At 42.8% G+C, this 17,494-nt stretch carries 15 protein-coding genes and 1 tRNA gene; 4 read left to right on the top strand and 12 right to left on the bottom strand.

Annotation, left to right across the window (positions count from 1 at the left end; genetic code table 11):
- Positions 1-102: 102 nt before the first annotated feature.
- Genes fusA through rpsL form a run of 3 tightly spaced genes read right to left on the bottom strand, consistent with a single transcriptional unit; the run spans position 103 to position 3,151 of the window.
- A complete protein-coding gene (fusA, locus tag ACT3ID_RS16915) occupies positions 103-2,247 on the bottom strand; it encodes an elongation factor G (protein ID WP_491543241.1) in 2,145 nt (714 codons plus the stop codon).
- A 25-nt stretch (positions 2,248-2,272) separates the two neighbouring features.
- Entirely contained in the window at positions 2,273-2,740 is a 468-nt protein-coding gene (rpsG, locus tag ACT3ID_RS16910) for a 30S ribosomal protein S7 (protein ID WP_491543240.1), read from the bottom strand.
- Positions 2,741-2,779: 39 nt separating this feature from the next.
- Positions 2,780-3,151, bottom strand: a complete 372-nt coding sequence (rpsL, locus tag ACT3ID_RS16905) for a 30S ribosomal protein S12 (protein ID WP_491543239.1) — start codon at positions 3,149-3,151, stop codon at positions 2,780-2,782.
- Positions 3,152-3,348: 197 nt separating this feature from the next.
- Between rpsL and recG the strand changes: the two genes are divergently transcribed.
- A complete protein-coding gene (recG, locus tag ACT3ID_RS16900; RefSeq protein WP_491543238.1) occupies positions 3,349-5,418 on the top strand; it encodes an ATP-dependent DNA helicase RecG in 2,070 nt (689 codons plus the stop codon).
- Between the two features lie 78 nt (positions 5,419-5,496).
- On the opposite strand, the gene ACT3ID_RS16895 is transcribed toward recG, so the two are convergent.
- The 3 genes from ACT3ID_RS16895 to typA all read right to left on the bottom strand — a co-directional run bounded on the left by ACT3ID_RS16895 (position 5,497) and on the right by typA (position 8,947).
- Positions 5,497-5,829: a peptide ABC transporter substrate-binding protein gene (locus ACT3ID_RS16895; protein WP_491543237.1), complete on the bottom strand. Its 333-nt coding sequence runs from the start codon at positions 5,827-5,829 to the stop codon at positions 5,497-5,499.
- A 94-nt stretch (positions 5,830-5,923) separates the two neighbouring features.
- On the bottom strand, positions 5,924-6,382 hold the full coding sequence (locus tag ACT3ID_RS16890; RefSeq protein WP_491543236.1) for a DUF4112 domain-containing protein: 459 nt from the start codon (positions 6,380-6,382) through the stop codon (positions 5,924-5,926).
- Between the two features lie 744 nt (positions 6,383-7,126).
- Positions 7,127-8,947 (bottom strand): translational GTPase TypA, encoded by a 1,821-nt coding sequence (typA, locus tag ACT3ID_RS16885; RefSeq protein ID WP_491543235.1) that lies wholly within the window; start codon positions 8,945-8,947, stop codon positions 7,127-7,129.
- A gap of 250 nt (positions 8,948-9,197) precedes the next feature.
- Between typA and ACT3ID_RS16880 the strand changes: the two genes are divergently transcribed.
- A complete protein-coding gene (locus ACT3ID_RS16880; protein WP_491543234.1) occupies positions 9,198-9,974 on the top strand; it encodes an SDR family oxidoreductase in 777 nt (258 codons plus the stop codon).
- Positions 9,975-10,063: 89 nt separating this feature from the next.
- Positions 10,064-10,486 (top strand): secondary thiamine-phosphate synthase enzyme YjbQ, encoded by a 423-nt coding sequence (locus ACT3ID_RS16875; protein WP_491543233.1) that lies wholly within the window; start codon positions 10,064-10,066, stop codon positions 10,484-10,486.
- Between the two features lie 8 nt (positions 10,487-10,494).
- Here the strand turns inward: ACT3ID_RS16875 and ACT3ID_RS16870 are convergent, their stop codons facing one another.
- Positions 10,495-11,535 (bottom strand): DUF748 domain-containing protein, encoded by a 1,041-nt coding sequence (locus ACT3ID_RS16870; protein WP_491543232.1) that lies wholly within the window; start codon positions 11,533-11,535, stop codon positions 10,495-10,497.
- 962 nt (positions 11,536-12,497) lie between these two features.
- Here ACT3ID_RS16870 and ACT3ID_RS16865 point away from each other — a divergent pair.
- Positions 12,498-13,277 carry an SDR family oxidoreductase gene (locus ACT3ID_RS16865; RefSeq protein ID WP_491543242.1) on the top strand — a complete coding sequence of 260 codons (780 nt, stop codon included), beginning with the start codon at positions 12,498-12,500 and terminating at the stop codon, positions 13,275-13,277.
- Positions 13,278-13,460: 183 nt separating this feature from the next.
- On the opposite strand, the gene ACT3ID_RS16860 is transcribed toward ACT3ID_RS16865, so the two are convergent.
- The 5 genes from ACT3ID_RS16860 to ACT3ID_RS16840 form a co-directional block, all read right to left on the bottom strand.
- The gene (locus ACT3ID_RS16860; protein ID WP_491543231.1) at positions 13,461-14,036 is read right to left on the bottom strand and encodes a DUF2179 domain-containing protein; all 576 of its coding nucleotides are present in this window, start codon (positions 14,034-14,036) and stop codon (positions 13,461-13,463) included.
- A 615-nt stretch (positions 14,037-14,651) separates the two neighbouring features.
- Positions 14,652-14,741, bottom strand: a tRNA-Ser gene (locus tag ACT3ID_RS16855).
- 49 nt (positions 14,742-14,790) lie between these two features.
- Positions 14,791-15,363 carry a hypoxanthine phosphoribosyltransferase gene (gene hpt, locus ACT3ID_RS16850; RefSeq protein ID WP_491543230.1) on the bottom strand — a complete coding sequence of 191 codons (573 nt, stop codon included), beginning with the start codon at positions 15,361-15,363 and terminating at the stop codon, positions 14,791-14,793.
- A gap of 6 nt (positions 15,364-15,369) precedes the next feature.
- Positions 15,370-16,728 carry a tRNA lysidine(34) synthetase TilS gene (tilS, locus tag ACT3ID_RS16845; RefSeq protein WP_491543229.1) on the bottom strand — a complete coding sequence of 453 codons (1,359 nt, stop codon included), beginning with the start codon at positions 16,726-16,728 and terminating at the stop codon, positions 15,370-15,372.
- Entirely contained in the window at positions 16,700-17,491 is a 792-nt protein-coding gene (locus tag ACT3ID_RS16840) for a biotin--[acetyl-CoA-carboxylase] ligase (RefSeq protein ID WP_491543228.1), read from the bottom strand. Before ACT3ID_RS16840 ends, tilS begins: the two co-directional genes overlap by 29 nt.
- Between the last annotated feature and the right edge of the window lie 3 nt (positions 17,492-17,494).

The raw sequence follows: 17,494 nt of genomic DNA, 5'->3' as shown, positions 1-17,494 counted from the left end.
GTCTTCCCGTGGTCCACGTGACCTATCGTTCCTATGTTTACATGTGGCTTATCTCGCTGAAATGTCTCTTTTGCCATAATACTTTGTGATTAATAATGATGTTTAAGAACGTGATTCAAGGATTTCTTCCTCAACATTATCAGGAACGGGTGCATACTCAGCAAATTCCATCGAGTAAACCGCTCGTCCCTGTGTCAGTGATCGGAGATCTGTAGAATATCCAAACATCTCCGCCAAAGGCACCTTGGCTGTTACTACAGATCCCTGCTTTTTATTATCCATCTTACCGATGATTCCACGCCGGCCGTTCAGGTCACCAATTACATCTCCCATAAATTCTTCAGGAGTAATAATCTCTACATCCATTACTGGTTCGAGAATTGTTGGTGATGCTTTACGAGCCGAGTTTCTAAAAGCCAGCTTAGCACAAAGCTCAAAGCTGTACTGATCAGAGTCTACATCGTGGTAAGATCCATCGTACAATCTGACTCCGATGTTTTGGACAGGATAGTCGGCCTGAATACCGCCGCTCATTGCCTGCTTAAAGCCTTTTTCTACTGAAGGGATAAACTCGGTAGGAATATTTCCACCTTTAATTTCATTTATGAACTTAAACCCTTCACTGACAGATACTTTGTTGTCATCCTCTTCATATTCTTCAAAATCTTCAAGAGGACCAATCTCAAATTCCATATCCGCAAACTTACCACGTCCACCAGACTGCTTCTTGTAAATTTCACGGTGGGTAACGCTTGATGTGATAGTCTCGCGATATGATACCTGTGGACGTCCAACGTTAGCCTCAACTTTAAATTCACGCTTCAGTCGATCCACAATAATTTCAAGGTGCAGCTCACCCATTCCGGCAATGGTCGTCTGGCCAGTCTCCTCATCCGTCTCAACCTGGAATGTAGGGTCCTCTTCAGCCAGCTTAATAAGACCAGTTGTCAGCTTTTCAGCATCAGCCTGTGATTTCGGCTCCACAGCCAGCTTAATAACCGGCTCGGGGAAAGAGATATCTTCCAGCAGAATAGGATCATCAACATCACAGAACGAATCTCCTGTTCTAACTTCTTTGACACCTACGGCTGCAGCAATATCACCAGCTCGAACGATTTCAAGATCCTTCTTTTCGTCGGCGTGCATCTCCAGGATACGTCCAACCCGCTCCTTCTTACCGGTTGTAGCATTATATATATAAGAACCTTTTTCGAGCTCTCCGGAATAGACGCGGAAGAATGTAAGCTTACCAACGTAAGGATCCGTCATAATCTTAAATGCAAGCGCTGAAAACGGCTCCTGAACGCTGGGCTTTCGTTCCATCTTCTTATCATGATCTTCGGGGTGCTTACCCTGGATCGGAGGAATGTCGTACGGGCTCGGCATATACTTAATTACTTTATCGAGCAATGCCTGAACACCTTTATTCTTAAGGGCTGAGCCACACATCACCGGAGTAATTGAACGGCTTAATGTCGCTTCTCGTATAGCATCCTCAATATCATCTTCAGAAATCTCTTCTTCCATAAGATATCGCTCCATAAGTTCATCATTATGGTCGGCGATATTCTCAAGCATAACCTTTCTATACTCTTCAGCCTGCTCTTTCAGGTCATCCGGAATCTCAATCTCGTCATACTCCATACCGAGCGTTTCATCATCCCAGATAATACCCTTCATCTTAATCAGATCAACAACACCTTTGAATTCATCTTCGGTGCCGATCGGTATCTGAATAGGGATCGGATTTGCGTTCAACTTCTCCTTCATCTGCTCGATAACATTGAAGAAGTCAGCCCCTGTGCGGTCCATCTTGTTCACAAAGGCCATGCGAGGCACATTATATTTGTTCGCCTGGCGCCAGACTGTCTCTGACTGAGGCTGAACAGCACCTACAGAACAAAATACACCGATAGCACCGTCGAGTACCCGCAGTGATCGCTCTACCTCAACGGTAAAGTCCACGTGGCCGGGCGTATCAATTATGTTAATACGATGGTTTTTCCAGATACAGTGCGTAGCAGCGGATGTAATTGTAATACCGCGCTCCTTCTCCTGGTCCATCCAATCCATAGTTGCCGCACCGTCGTGAACCTCACCCATACGGTGCGTAATACCGGTATAAAACAGGATACGCTCGGTAACAGTCGTTTTACCGGCATCAATATGCGCCATAATCCCGATATTCCGGGTGCGCTTGATCTTATCTATAATTTTCGGGTCAGTTTTCGTCTTTGTCTCAGCCATTGCTAAAAAAGTCTCTGTAAATCATTTAAAATCTAAAGTGGGCAAACGCTTTGTTTGCTTCTGCCATACGATGAACTTCATCTTTCTTTCTCACCGCACCACCTTCGTTATTGGCAGCGTCCATAAGCTCACGAGATAGTCTGCGAGCCATCGATTTATCATTTCGTCCGTTACTGGCATTAATCAACCAGCGCATTCCCAGCGCTGTACCACGATCAGGACGAACCTCAACAGGCACTTGATAGGTAGAACCACCTACGCGCCGTGCCCTAACTTCTACTACTGGTGTAACATTACTAATGGCCTCTTTAAAAACTTCCATACCATCATTACCAGTCTGCTCTTCAATAATCTCAAATGCCTGATAAAGAATTTTTCGGGCAATATTCTTCTTGCCGTCTCTCATCAGATTGTTCACGAACCGCGTGACCAGCTTATCACCAAATACCGGATCCGGCTGAACATCACGCTTATCTGCTGTCTTTCTTCTCATATTCCTACCAGTTTATTTCCTACTCAACAATTATGAATACTAACTTGGTTTCTTAGTGCCATACAAGCTTCGACCCTGCTTGCGATCTTCCACGCCGGCAGTATCAAGTGTACCGCGCACAATATGATAACGCACGCCCGGCAAGTCTTTAACACGACCTCCACGGACAAGCACAATACTGTGCTCCTGAAGGTTATGACCTTCTCCCGGAATATATGCTGTTACCTCGTATCCATTCGTTAATCGCACACGAGCAACCTTACGCAGAGCCGAATTTGGCTTTTTAGGCGTAGTGGTATAAACTCGTACGCAGACCCCGCGCTTTTGCGGACAGTTTTCCAAGGCAGGCGCCGTTGTTTTACTAGGCTTGCTTTTTCTACCTTTGCGAATAAGTTGTTGTATTGTAGGCACGATTCTATACGCTTAAATTGATTTTTGGGTCAAACAAGAGTTGCCAATGATAAGGATTTTACCCCCTGGAATGCAAGAAAAAAATCACATTTTATTTCTTTTTTATGCTATAGCGTTATTTTCTTTGCTATAGGGTAGCAAATCCCTTTAGAATTGGATAAGCAACTAGTATAAAGTAATATATCAATATATCTATTTTGCAATTATCAGATCTTTCCAACCTGAGTACGAAGCGATTGAAAGCTCTTTCTGAGAGTGGAATTAATAGTGTGCTCGACTTACTAAACTTCTTTCCGCGCAGGTATCTGGATCGTACTACTGTATTACCTATCCGTAAACTTAGCGGGCAGGGAGAAGAAGTTACTGTTGTCGGTCGCATAAAGAAAATACAACAAAAAGGGTACGGAAAAAAGCGCCGCCTGGAAGTTATCATTCAGGATGATACTGCAGCCTTGAAAGGAGTATGGTTTAAAGGAGGACATTATATAAAGAAACAGTTCTCTGCGGATGAAGTTGTCGCTTTTTTTGGCAAAGCAAAAAAGTATGGACGCTATATCTCAATGGCTCATCCTGAATTCGATAAAATAGGCGACTCTTCGGATATACAGGATCTAAAACAGATTGTTCCTGTTTATCCCGGCAGTAAAGCATTATCCAAAACCCGAACGACGAGCAGAATTATTCATCAGTGGCAGAAAGAGATCCTCAAAAAAGAAAAACCACCTGAATTTTTGCCTCCTGAAATCCTTGAAAGCCAAAATTTCCCTGCACGACATAAGGCTTACCGGATGATTCATTTTCCGGAATCAACCTCGGAATACAAAAAATCTTTTGAGCGGTTTAAATTTGAAGAGCTATTTCTTTTTGAGTTAAGTGTTGCCAAAACAAAAAATGAAATCATTAAAAAGAACCAGGGGCATCAATTCACAGATCTTGGCAATTATACCAAACGTTTCTTCAATGAACACCTCCCTTTTGATCTTACAGAGGGACAAAAGTCGGCGCTTTCTGATATAAAGAAGGATGTCCGCTCGGGCAAACAGATGAATCGTCTTATTCAGGGAGATGTGGGATCTGGTAAAACAATTGTAGCACTGGGTGCAATCCTGATGGCAATTGACAACCGTTATCAGGCTGCATTCATGGCTCCTACCGAAATTTTAGCCGAACAGCATTATCGCACGCTCTCCGATTTTTTAGACCCGCTGGATATCAACATTCGCCTGCTGGTGGGGAATCAGAAGAGTAGTTTGCGAACAGATATTCTCACAGCCGTGGAGGGTGGAAATTGTGATATCGTCGTCGGCACACATGCTGTTATCCAGGAGGAGGTGAACTTTCATAATCTGGGACTTGCCGTTATTGATGAACAGCATCGGTTCGGAGTAAAACAGCGTGCCGAAATTCTTGAAAAGGGATCACATCCGCATGTTCTTGTGATGTCGGCTACACCTATTCCCCGCTCCCTGGCCATGACTTTATATAGTGATCTGGATATTTCTGTCATCAAAGATATGCCCGGTGGAAGGAAACCTGTAAAAACCGCCGTTCGTCCGCAGAAAAAGCACGATGAAATATATGATTTCGTCGAAGAGGAGCTCCAAAAAGGCGGGCAGGCATATGTTGTATATCCCCTGGTGGAAGAATCAGAGAAGATGGATCTGAAAGATGCCACTAAAGGATATCAAAAGCTCAAATCTCAATTTTCAAATTACGATGTTGGGCTGCTGCACGGGCAGATGAAATCCGAAGAAAAAGATGAAGTAATGCAGCAGTTTATTGATAATAAGATTCAGGTGCTCGTTTCCACGACGGTCATTGAGGTGGGTGTTGATGTGCCTAATGCAAGTATTATGATTGTCGAACATGCTGAACGATTTGGTCTATCTCAGCTTCATCAGCTTCGGGGACGCATTGGTCGTGGCAAGCGACAGAGCTACTGTATATTGATTCATGGCCAAAAAGTGAGCAAAGAAGGTCAGTTTCGCCTTCGTAAAATGGCCCAAACCAACGATGGATTCGAAATTGCGGAGGCCGATCTGGAACTTCGTGGCCCTGGTGATTTTCTCGGAACAAAGCAAAGCGGTCTGCCGGAATTTCGAGTCGCTGATATTATTGAAGACCAGTGGATTCTGGAACAAGCCAAGGCCGAAGCCTGGAAGCTGATTAACGATGATCCTGATCTTGAAAAAACAGAGCATCAAGAGCTAAAGAAGGTGTTTCTCCCCTATTATAAAGAGAAAAGTAAGTTTTACGGGCTTGGTTGAGGAAATAAGGAAATAAGGTATAAGGGAACACACCTTAGCCGTACTTCTAAATCTCACGCTGATGCGCAACATTTATCCTTACCTGTCTTCAACAATGGTTAAAATTCTGTTCCTGTTTACACCACTTAATTGATTGAGCTCTTCTTTAGTAATCAGACCTTCTCTGTAGTATGAAACTAAAGAGATAAAAGCCGCTGATCGGCGATAGGCCATATCAAATAGTTCCGCTGATTTTTTATCACGTTCCTGGATTGTCTTGTAGATTTTATGGTATCTCTCTTCGGAACTCATTTCACTCCCGGTTAAAATTTCCTGGAGCTCATTTACCACTCGATCATAATATCGCTCAAGTGCCAACGGATATAGTTTTTTGAATACTTTCCAGTCGGATTCCTTGATTTGGTCAGGCATGCTCAAATACGGGATTGTTAACTTTACCCAATCTAATTGATTCACTATAGTAGTGCCACAAGCAATATCTATTTTCCGAGATTCAATACTATTTCTAAAAAATCAGCTCCAGAAGTTCAGCTATAGCCCAGCCAATAAGCAGGATAATCCCGATGATAACTACTATAAACTGTATAACAACAAACCAGATCCATAGCCGGCTTTCGCTGGTTGTTTTCTCGGGATTTTGTTGCAGCTCGTCTAAAATCCGGGCATTGCGCAAATTGGCCTTCCAATATATATCGAAAAAGTCACCCAGTACGGGAATTGAGCCAATGAGCACATCCAACAGAATATTGATGAACATTCGTCCCAATACAGCCGTCCTGCCACCGTGGATGGCTCCCTGGATCAAAAAATAAAGTGAAATCACGCCTGCAATAACATCACCGGCGCCGGGAATCAGGCTGATGATCGGATCCAACCCAAAACGAATATTTGTGTTGGGAATTTTGAATTGGCTGTCGAGTAGTTCGGCCAGTCGTTTTTCGCTGTTTTTGTTTTGCTCGGGCATTATAAAGTTATTTAACTGCAGAGATTACCATGGGATAAGATACACATTCAGATCAATGATATTTGATCGAAGATACGTGAGTTCCGAAAAGTCGAGATGGAAAATACACTTGAGATCGGAATTAGAAACCCACTGGAAGTAAAACAGTAAACTCCTCGTTTGCGAAAGTTTATTGCGATACCCTTTTGTCTTGATACAAAGGGGCTGAAAAATCAAGGCTGAAGAATTGTGAATCGGCTTCGGACAGCAGGATGCGTGGATTTTAATGGTCCTTCTTCTTTAAGATACATGTATTTATTCTGCACCGGTACAAAATCCACACTCGCATCCTTTGTCCTCAGCTCAAATCCTTAGGCCAATTATAACGTGCAAAATCACCTTGAAAAGTCCCTTCTAGAGAGGTAAACTTCACGAGAATTCAGTGGCTCGGGTTTATTTGCTTTCAAGAAATCCTATTTTGTTCTGAAATAAGCAACAACCTCTGGATCTCCGGCCTTAGCGGGTGAGGCGTGGAAAGCATAAAGTCAGATTATTCTGTTCATTTTTTGTCACCAAAAAACGAACCAAAAAAGTGTCGGGGGAATCGTAGATTTTGTACTAATTAAAGCAAAAATTCAGGGATAGCTATTCAACAGTAGTCATTATGCTAAACTTATTTTTCCCGCGATTCCCCCAAACCCCCGAGGAGAAAAACATCTTTTATAATTTCCGTTTGCATAGCATCGGAGCGAGATAATTTACCACTTACGCAAACTCTTTATTCTTTTTGGCTCTTTTGCGCTCGTTGAAATCCAGATATTTTTTGCGGATCCGCAGGCTTTCGGGCGTTACTTCCAGCAGCTCATCGTTGTCAATAAACTCGATACACTGCTCAAGGCTCATCTCTTTCGGCGGAGCAATCTTAACATCGTCCGCACTTTGCGTTTCACGATGATTCGTCAAGTTCTTCTTTTTCACCACGTTCACGACCAGATCATCCGAGCGGTTATTGATGCCCACAACCTGACCTTCATAAACTTTATCTCCGGGCTTCACCAAAAATACGCCGCGATCCTGCAGTCCTTCCAGGCTGTAACTCGTTACTTCTCCCTGTTCCAGCGCGATCAGCGTACCACTGTTCCGCCCGCGAATATCTCCCGCATAGGGCTCGTAGGATTCAAACTGCTGGTGCATGATACCCGTGCCTCGAGTTTCCGTCAGCATTTCGCTACGGAATCCTATAAGTCCCCGCGACGGCACTTTGAATACCAGCCGAGCATTTTCACCTTCACGCGTCATCGAAGTCATAATTCCTTTACGCTGCTGCAGGTTGTCAATCACGCGATTGGTGTAGTCCTGATGCACATCAACCACTACTTCTTCGTACGGCTCGTGGCGCTGTCCGTCAATTTCTTTATACAACACTTCTGGACGCGAAACAGAAAACTCATAACCTTCGCGACGCATGGTTTCTATCAGGATAGCCAGCTGCAGTTCTCCCCGCCCGGAAACTTTGTATATATCGGGATTCTCGGTCTGCTCAACTTCAATGGATACATTAGTTCGATTCTCGCGCAACAGGCGGTCTTTAATTTGATTGGAGGTTACATACGAACCCTCCAAGCCGGCAAATGGCGAATCGTTAACGCGGAAAAACATCGCCATCGTTGGCTGATCAATATCGGGATAATCAATCGCCGTCATATCGGATGTGGCTGTAAGTGTATCGCCGATATCAACCTTTTCATATCCCGCAAGAGCAAAAATATCGCCAGCTACTGCTTTTTCGACCGGCTCGCGCTTTAATCCGTTAAACGTAAACAGCTTGGTAGCCTTGGCTTTTTCTTTAAGTTCGCCGTTACGATCTAACAAGGCAATTTCTTGTCCTTGTTCAATCGTGCCCTGCTCAACACGCCCAATGCCAATACGTCCCACATAGTCGTTCCAGTCAATACTGCTTACCAGCATTTTAAACGGTGCATCAAGTTCCTGCTCCGGAGCGGGAATAGTCTCCACAATTTTTTCGAAAAGTGGCGTCAGATCATCGTTATCATCTTCAAGCTCATCTTTGGCAATCCCGTTGATGCCTTCGGCATAGATGATCGGAAAATCCAGCTGATCATTGGAAGCATCCAGCATCACAAAGAGATCAAAAATCTCATTCAACACTTCATCAGGGCGCGCATCTTTGCGGTCTATCTTGTTGATAACAACAATTGGCTCATATCCGAGGTCCAGAGATTTTCGAAGCACAAATTTAGTCTGTGGCAAGGGACCTTCGGCTGCGTCCACCAAGATAATAACGCCATTAACCATCTTGAGGATACGTTCTACTTCTCCGCCAAAATCGGCATGTCCGGGCGTATCTACAATGTTTATTTTGGTGTCGCCCCATTTTATAGCTGTGTTTTTCGAGCTGATGGTAATACCTTTTTCGCGCTCCAGGTCGCCGGAATCCATTACTCGCTCGGCAACATCTTCATTTTCGCGGAAGGTACCGCTCTGCTTTAACATTTCATCGACCAGCGTGGTTTTTCCATGATCTACGTGGGCGATAATTGCAATATTTCTGATATCCTTATACATATAAACTGTGTTATTTAAGTCGAATTAGCTGATAGATCTATACCGTTACTAATTACTCCGCCGTTCTGCAGTCGGTTGTATATCGATCAACTATCCATAATTTTTCAAGCCTGCAAAGATACGGCTTTATTTGCGCAATTCATTATTATAAAATTTGATTTCTTTCATTCCACTCCGATTGCTCATCGGAACACAATTTGCTATATATACTCTGAATTTGAAGAAAATTGAATAAATTATTTACTAACCCATGAATTTAGAAATTACAGATCAACGGTTTATTGTGTGCGGTGCTAGCAGCGGTTTCGGCCGTGCAATTGCAGAATTATTACTTGATGAAGGAGCAAAAGTTATTGCCATTGCTCGTCGAGAACAGAAATTGACCGAACTCAGCGAAACCTATGGAGAAAATGTTGATACTGTTGTTGGAGATTTAACAGATGATGACACGCATAATAAAATTGAGGCAGCTATTGGTAACGACCAGCTACACGGCGTAGTGATTAATGCGGGTGGACCTCCGGCTTTGAGTCCGCTGGAGACAGCTATATTTGACTGGGATCAAGCTTATGAAAATGTCATGCGCTGGAAGATCGAGCTCGTATTGCGGCTTGTCTCTTACTTTACATCAAAGGAATACGGACGCATCCTTTTTGTAGAAAGTCAGTCGGTCAAGCAGCCGATTCCCGATCTTGTATTGAGTAATTCGTTCCGCGCCGGTATGGTGGGGTTTGCAAAGTCACTGTCACAGGAAGTTGCCGAACGTGGTGTGACAGTAAACGTATTAGCTCCCGGTTCGCACGATACCCCTGCTATTGAACGGGTTATTAAAAAAGCAGCCGATGAGTCTGATAAATCAGAAGAAGAAGTCAGAAATGAAATGGAGGCTTCTGTACCGGTTGGTCGATTTGGAAAAGCTGAGGAGATAGCCTCTCTGGCCGGATGGATTTTGTCTCCGCATGCATCCTATGTTACGGGACAAACGATCAGTCATGACGGTGGAAATATTAAGGGACTTTTTGGATGACTGAATATTGAATAGCGAACAAGGAATGCCGAATGGGAGAAGTTTAACTCATCATTCGAAGTTCTATAATCATAATTCTGCGTTTCACTATGTGGTATCAGACGAAAATTACGCTTTCTCCGAAATCGCGAGGCTATCATATTATTACGGATGAAGTGCTGAATGAGGTCCCCGAAATCAAACAGATAAGTACGGGTATTGCTCATATTTTCATTCAACATACCAGTGCCAGTCTCACAATCAATGAAAATGCGGATCCCTCTGTACGCCGCGACTTTGCCACTCACTTTAAACGAATGGTGCCTGAAGACACCTCTATGTATGAGCATACGCTCGAGGGTCCGGATGATATGACTTCACATATCAAAAGTTCCCTGCTGGGGCACTCAGTGAGCATCCCCATAACCAACGGAAAGCTGAACCTTGGAACCTGGCAGGGAATTTACTTGTGTGAGCATCGGAACCAGGGCGGCTCCCGAAAACTTGTTGTTACGCTCCACGGGGAACAGTAACAGAAAAGTCAGTTTTCTATAACATCCTTAAAATTGACCGAACCCTCAGTCCCTTTCTGAAAAGCTTCGACAAAGGTATTTCTTAAAATATTGGCGATGGTTGTCCAAACAGATGTCTCCGGGTCATTTAAGTCTCCTTCCAGCGGTACCTGTGTTGCAAATCGATCCTTCGGCTGATTTTGGAATATGCTCGTGACTACTTCAGCCGCGCCCTCCCATACCGCGGAAAGGACGTTATCAGTATCCTCCTCAATATCAAAAACCTTAACATCAGTCATTATTGGTCTGATATATCCTTCTAAAAGCCCATTCGAAACCGCCATCTCTACATAGACATCAAAAACTCCCCGTTCAAAATCCAGGTTAGCATAGGCCTCAGCGAAATCATTAAGGGCAGGCAGTGATACGCTCTCAAAGCTGGCATCCAGGTCAAAATCGGGAATTTCTTTTAATACATTTGCTCTGGCGAAGAGATCTAACTTCCCATCACCGATTGAAATGGCAGAAACATTTATCGTGGATGGCAAACTGTCATCTTTTGCTTCTACATTTGAAAAATTTGTTGCCTCAATTTGTAAGCTGTCCAGCGAAATATTGACCTTGGGATCACTTTCAAAATCGCGATAAGCTACTTTGCCGTCATTAACGGCAAACCGGTTTATACTGATGGGCATTAACTCTTTCACCTGCTCTACCCAATCCACCTCTGTCCCAGTTTGCATAGCACCGAAATTAGCTATCGGACGATATATTTCTATCTCTCCCACCAGACTACCATCAAAGAGAGCGTTCCACTGTACTGATAAATCGATAAGATCAGCTTGCAGAAACGGAGCTGGAATACCTTTTTTGACTTTATCAATTTCCAGACCCTCTACCTGGTAAGCACCTCGGTATAAATTAAGATTTACTCCCTCTATTGATCCGGTGTATTCGGGCAGATCATCTAATTCGCGATTAACATAATCGGTGATCCAATACGGCAGATAGATACGAATTCCAATAAGCACCAGCAGTGTTACCAGTAGTACCTTAATAGACGTCTTCATGGTAAATTGCCTCTCTCCATTTCATTTCCTTTGGTATTTTTAAACCTCATCCAGGTTAGATTGATTCAGATTCGGCAAAAATATCCGTTAAGCTTAAGTTCCTCCATAAAAAAAGTAGTAGCCTCTGTTTTGAGACTACTACTTTAGAATGCCAGCTAAGATTTACTTTAATTTTCTTCCTTCTTTCTCTTCTTCCATTGATCTAAAACAATGGGAACAACAAAAAACATAGAAGCAATAACACTAATAATTACAGAAGTTAAATCGATGTCCATTTTGACTCCTTTTTGTATTGATATACGCTCCCGAAGGAGCGACTTTTTAGTTAATTCTGTCAATAACAGAACAGAGATGAAATCGCGCAGGATGCCGAATAGAATTCGGCAATTGCACTGAGAGACAGATCACAAAAAGAAGTGAAAAGGAAAAATTAACTTACGTATAGTAAACCCCGACTCTATTAAGCTCCCGAACTTGATATAATATTTTAACCATCGCTCTATTGCAGATTCAGGAGCAGAACTACTAAACAGTTCATATTTCCGTTCTGTAGTAGATTGAGGCTGAGGAATTCTATTTGTTATTTCTGTGGGAGTCTCTGCCTGATGATGAATAGCATATAAGTTTGGATACCCTGCAGGATATCCAAAAGGAGAATGGGGCTTTTCTACGGAACGGCTCTCAGGTACTTCAGATTGGATCTCCGCTACCTCCGCTTCCCCTATTGCATGTATGGGAAGTTGAACGGCAAAGAGCAGAAATATGATTTTTAGCAGAGACTTCATAGGATCCTTAAGATAAGGAACTAATTGAGTGAAACGTATTAATTATAAACGTAAATATAGGCCATATTAGTAAGAAGAATAGTGGAATATTTTCAGTAATAGACGGAACAAATAAGTCAGTTTTATTTTAAAAGAAAAATCATTCTGACATAAAATGGAAATGAATTAATCAAGAGGATAATGGGAAAACTAGAGGGAAAAACAGCACTCGTTACAGGTTCCGACTCGGGCATTGGTCAGGCAACAGCCATTACCTTTGCACAAGAAGGCGCCGATATCGTTGTGACATATCACAGCGATCGTGAAGGAGCAGAAGAAACGCTGCAAAAAATAAAGGACGCCGGAAGAGAAGGAGTAATTATTCAGACGGACACGCGATCAGAAAGAGAAGTAGAAGAGATGTTTGACCAAGCGTTGACAAAATTTGCCACTCTCGATATTCTGGTAAATAATGCCGGAGTTAACGCAGCCGGAATACATGTTGCCGATATGTCAACAGAACAGTGGGATAATACGATAAAAACTGACTTATACGGCTACTTTTTTTGTGCCCGACGTTTTATCAAACATCGTAAGAAAGAAGGCGGCGGAGGTAAAATAATTAACGTTACATCCGTTCATGAAGAACTACCCGGCGAAGGTTCTGCGGATTATTGTGCTGCAAAAGGAGCCGTCAGAAATCTGACCCGATGCCTCACGCTGGAATTGGCTGAAGACAATATCAGCATAAATAACTTAGCCCCGGGAATGATTCTGACCCCATTCAATAAAGATGCTATTGAAGATGAAGAAACCCGGGAACAACAGACCGAGAGCATTCCGATGAAACGCGCCGGTAAACCCGAAGAAGTTGCGAAAGTGGCTTTGTTTCTGGCTTCTGAAGATGCTGATTATGTCAATGGGTCGACATATGTCATTGACGGCGGACTGATGCAAAATGTCGGACAGGGTGCGTAAAAAAACAAATGGTCTAAGCTGACCCTTGATCCATATAAGTTTTTATTAAGCAAAACCGCAGAGTGCGTAGAGAATCTCGCGGAGATACGCAGAGATAGTGCTTGATATACTCGCCTTATTAGATACTTAAGGAAGCAGATCTTTTCCTCACGTTATTAACAGTAATCCTATAGGTATGAAAAATCATATTCCTTTACGGACTCTCAACCACTTGTCTGAGAGAGGAAGAGCAGGTTGGGATAAATCATCATCTTTAGCACTCACAAATTTAATTTCCTCAACAGTATAAAAAGCATCTAAATCAACAGATTCGATAACTTCTTTTATTGTATCCCAATGTTTGCGCTTTGTAATCGTAAATATTATTTCAACGGATCCTTCACTCCCTTCACCTCCTACCCGGGTAAACATGAATCCAGTGTTTTTTAAGATTTTAGTCAGCTCACTTCCCTTTCCGCCTGTAATGATTCGCACCAAAACCGTTCCTACCTTCAATTTATTTTCAATCAAAAGCCCAAGATAGGTTCCTGTTGCAAAACCTCCGGCATAAGCTAAATAATTAACCCAGTTATTCAGATGATTTATAAGCTGTGCAATGACAAAAACCCATATCAATACCTCTAAAAAACCTAGCATAGCGGCAAAAAGTCGCATCCCTTTTGAAACGTAAACAATTCGCAATGTTCCTAAGCTTACATCGCATATACGTGCAAAAAATATTATGAATGGAATCCAAAATGCAGGAATAGATGAAACCACAATTTTTTTAATTTTAAAATAAGGAATGCACTATAAGGCAAAAAATCCAACAAAATATCTTCATATAAGCTACTGGATTGAATTAAAATCTGGTAGGATGCTGAACCTACATATAAGTAATATCCTGAAGATTTTCCCAATCCTGAGAATCCAGGTTTAAATGGTAAAATATCAAAATGAGAACACCACCTGACAGATCTACCTTGTTTTCAGCCCGAAGATTTGGGAGACCACCGCTAGTCAGACAAGTTCTCAAATGCTAGCAAAGACTTTGCGATAGTACGATTGCGCTATCTCCAATATTATTGAGATTCCTCATCATTCAGAAAAACCGCTGAATTCTTCGGAATGACATGAAAATTTGTAGATGTTTGATTAGAACATTCAACTTCGTCACTACCTCATCTCATCCAAAATACCAAGTGAGGCATGACAACGAGCCTTGGCGTAATGCTGTTCGCTTCAGCTTCGGGAGCAGAGCTCCCTCACAGCTAGTTGAGCAACTGAAGTAAGATGAGATGGTTGAATGGATGTACTTACAGATTTAATAGAAATTAAAGAGCTTCGCCAAACAAACTACATGAGCTTGCTCGACGAAGCTTTAGCGTAGTTGAGCGGAGAGGGAGGGATTCGAACCCTCGATACCCCGTTAAGGGGTATACTCCCTTAGCAGGGGAGCGCTTTCGACCACTCAGCCACCTCTCCAAGGGAAGTCGCAAATATAACCTGCTTTGAAAATCTTATCAACGAAAAATCAGTTTTTTTCTTCATTATCTCCATCCAGGATATAGATCTGCGCCAAATTACGTCCCTCCTGCGCGTAATCAAGCCCGTAACCCAAGACAAAGAGTGTAGGAATTTGAAATCCAACGTAGTCAAGCTGAACATCGTGATGTGTCGCTTCTGTCTTATGCAGCAATGTTACTGTGGCGATGGATGCCGGTTTTTTCTTTTCGAGCTTATTAACCAGGTACTTCATTGAGAGCCCGGTATCTACAATATCCTCAACCAAAATTACATGACGATCTTTAATATCAGCGTCAATGTCTTTTAGATCGGTCACTTCGCCTGATGATACTTTTTCATCGCCATAACTGCTGAGCTTCAAGAAATCGACTTCACACGGAATATCCACCTGGCGCATCAGATCCGACAGAAAAATATACGCGCCGTTGAGTACACCTACGAAAATGGGATTTTTACCTTCATACTGTTCTGCAAGTTCTTCTCCCAGTTCAGCCACTCGTTCCTGCAGCTCCTCGCGTTCCAGATAAACTTTAAACCTTTCTCCATTACATTCAACAGTTTGTGGAGTATAACAAGACATGTAAATTTAACTTCTGTACTTTATTTCCAGACACTGATCAGTATTTTCGTCACATTTCACTTGTTCAGAAATAGTGCCAGGTGGTATCTGATTTTTAATTGGCGGAAAGATAAGAGCATAGATTGTTTCTTCAAAAGATTCTATTACCAATGCTTCTTCTTTATAAGCAGCACTTATCTTTTTATCAGTCAAATGGTCAGATACCCGCTGATGTCCCTCCATCCCCAAAGGCTGAAATTTATCACCGGCTTGCCAACGCCGCACACGGAGAGGCCAGTTCATTTTAGAAATATCGAGATAAAGAGCATCACCAAAATCCGGATTGTTGAATGCTTTAACTTTAAAATTCAATTCACCTATTTGAACGGTTTTTTTTAGCTCTTCGAGCTTGATCTTTATAGGCTCAAAAGTTTGATCTGAATCGAACTCAAAAACATAATAGTCACGGTCTCTTATTATTGATATCCCGGGAATCAACTCAATAGACTTTCCTGTTTGCAGATCCGAAAGCTCATCAATACGCTCCAGGCTGCCCGTTGAAATCTGTATTGCCGGATCTTGTTGCTTAATAAGAAATAATAAGAGCGATTTCTGTAGGCCAGGTTTCAGCGAATGAAATGGCTTTCGCTCGAGACCGTGATCATCGGAAATCTGTTCGGAAATCCACTGAAGGGACTGTTTGTAATTTTCAGACTGTTGACTAATCCGAAGCACATTTTTTTTCCATCCCGGGAAAAATTCCTGCAGCTTCGGTAGCCATTCATTCCGTAAAAAATTACGGGCAAAATCTGTCTCAAGATTAGATTTATCGGTGCGGTAAGGAATATTATGTTCCTTGACATAAGCCTCGATCTGCGGACGAGAAATATCCAGCAGCGGACGAAAGATTTCGCCGTCCCAAACTTCCATGGCCGTCCAGCTCGGCATGCCGGCACCGCGAAACATTTTCTGCAGAATCGTCTCAACCTGATCGTCTTCATGATGAGCCAGTGCCAACCCGTCTGCACCGAATTTTGTCTTTAGCCGTCTAAACTCCTCATAGCGAACATCACGGGCCCACTGCTGAAAGTTTCTGTCTTCGGCTTCTTCGGGATCCGCCAGTTGCGTATGGCATTCGAACCCCCACTTATCGGCTGCTTGCTCAACGAGGCGAGCATCCTTGTCGGAGGCCTCTCCCCTTTTTTGATAGTTGATATGCGAAACTATAGCCGATATTCCCAGCTCTTTGAAAGCGTACAGCAGACTCATCGAGTCCATACCGCCACTTACGGCAATAATGAAATCCAGCGAAGAGAGATGGGAAAAATGGTGTCGAATATTTTCCCATACTGTTTTTTCAATCAGTGACCAGTCGGATTTGTTCATAGGTAAATTTTTGAATTCCACCATCGTGATCTAACATCAACAGTTGCCCCCGCTCATCGATTCCCAATAGCTTATAGGTATTGGGCTTCATTTCACCATTGACTTTTAACCCGACCCACTGACCATAGCCCCGGATATTGCGATTAATAGCTATATGGAGATCCGGCTGTTGACGTTGCCACAGACTGTATTTGTATTCTATACGACTTAATAAATCACTCAAAAATTGCTCCCGTTCAAAAGTTTGTCCGGTCTCTTTTTTTACGGATGTGGCCTTGCTTTTAAGATCTTCAGAAAATGTTACCTGATTTACGTTCAATCCAATGCCAATCACCAGCCGGTCAAACTCGTTGCCGTTAAACATGGTCTCAGTTAAGAGACCCGCTGCTTTTTTATTATTTAGCAATACATCGTTGGGCCATTTTATGCTTGCAGTGGCATTCTCTAATGCGTTAAGATGCTCTACAATAGCCAGTGCACAAGCAAGAGTCAAAACATGAAATCGTTCGGGGGAAGGTGGTAAAAAGACCAGTGAAAATGTGAGATTCTTTCCGGGATCCGACTGCCAATTCCGCTCGTATTGACCACGTCCGCGAATCTGGTTGTCAGTGATACAGATAACTCCCTGTTCCACCTCCTTGGCCGGCAGCTTCTTTAAATACGTATTCGTGGATTCCAGTTCTTCGAAATAGCAACAACTTTGCCCCAGCCATTGACTGGAAAGCCTATTTTGAAAAAGGGAAACATCAAATTTTGAGCTCAAGGC

The organism is Fodinibius sp. GM108 (assembly GCF_058386985.1).
The sequence above is the reverse complement of the archived record's forward strand: the minus strand, read 5'-3'. Positions and strand labels throughout refer to the sequence as shown.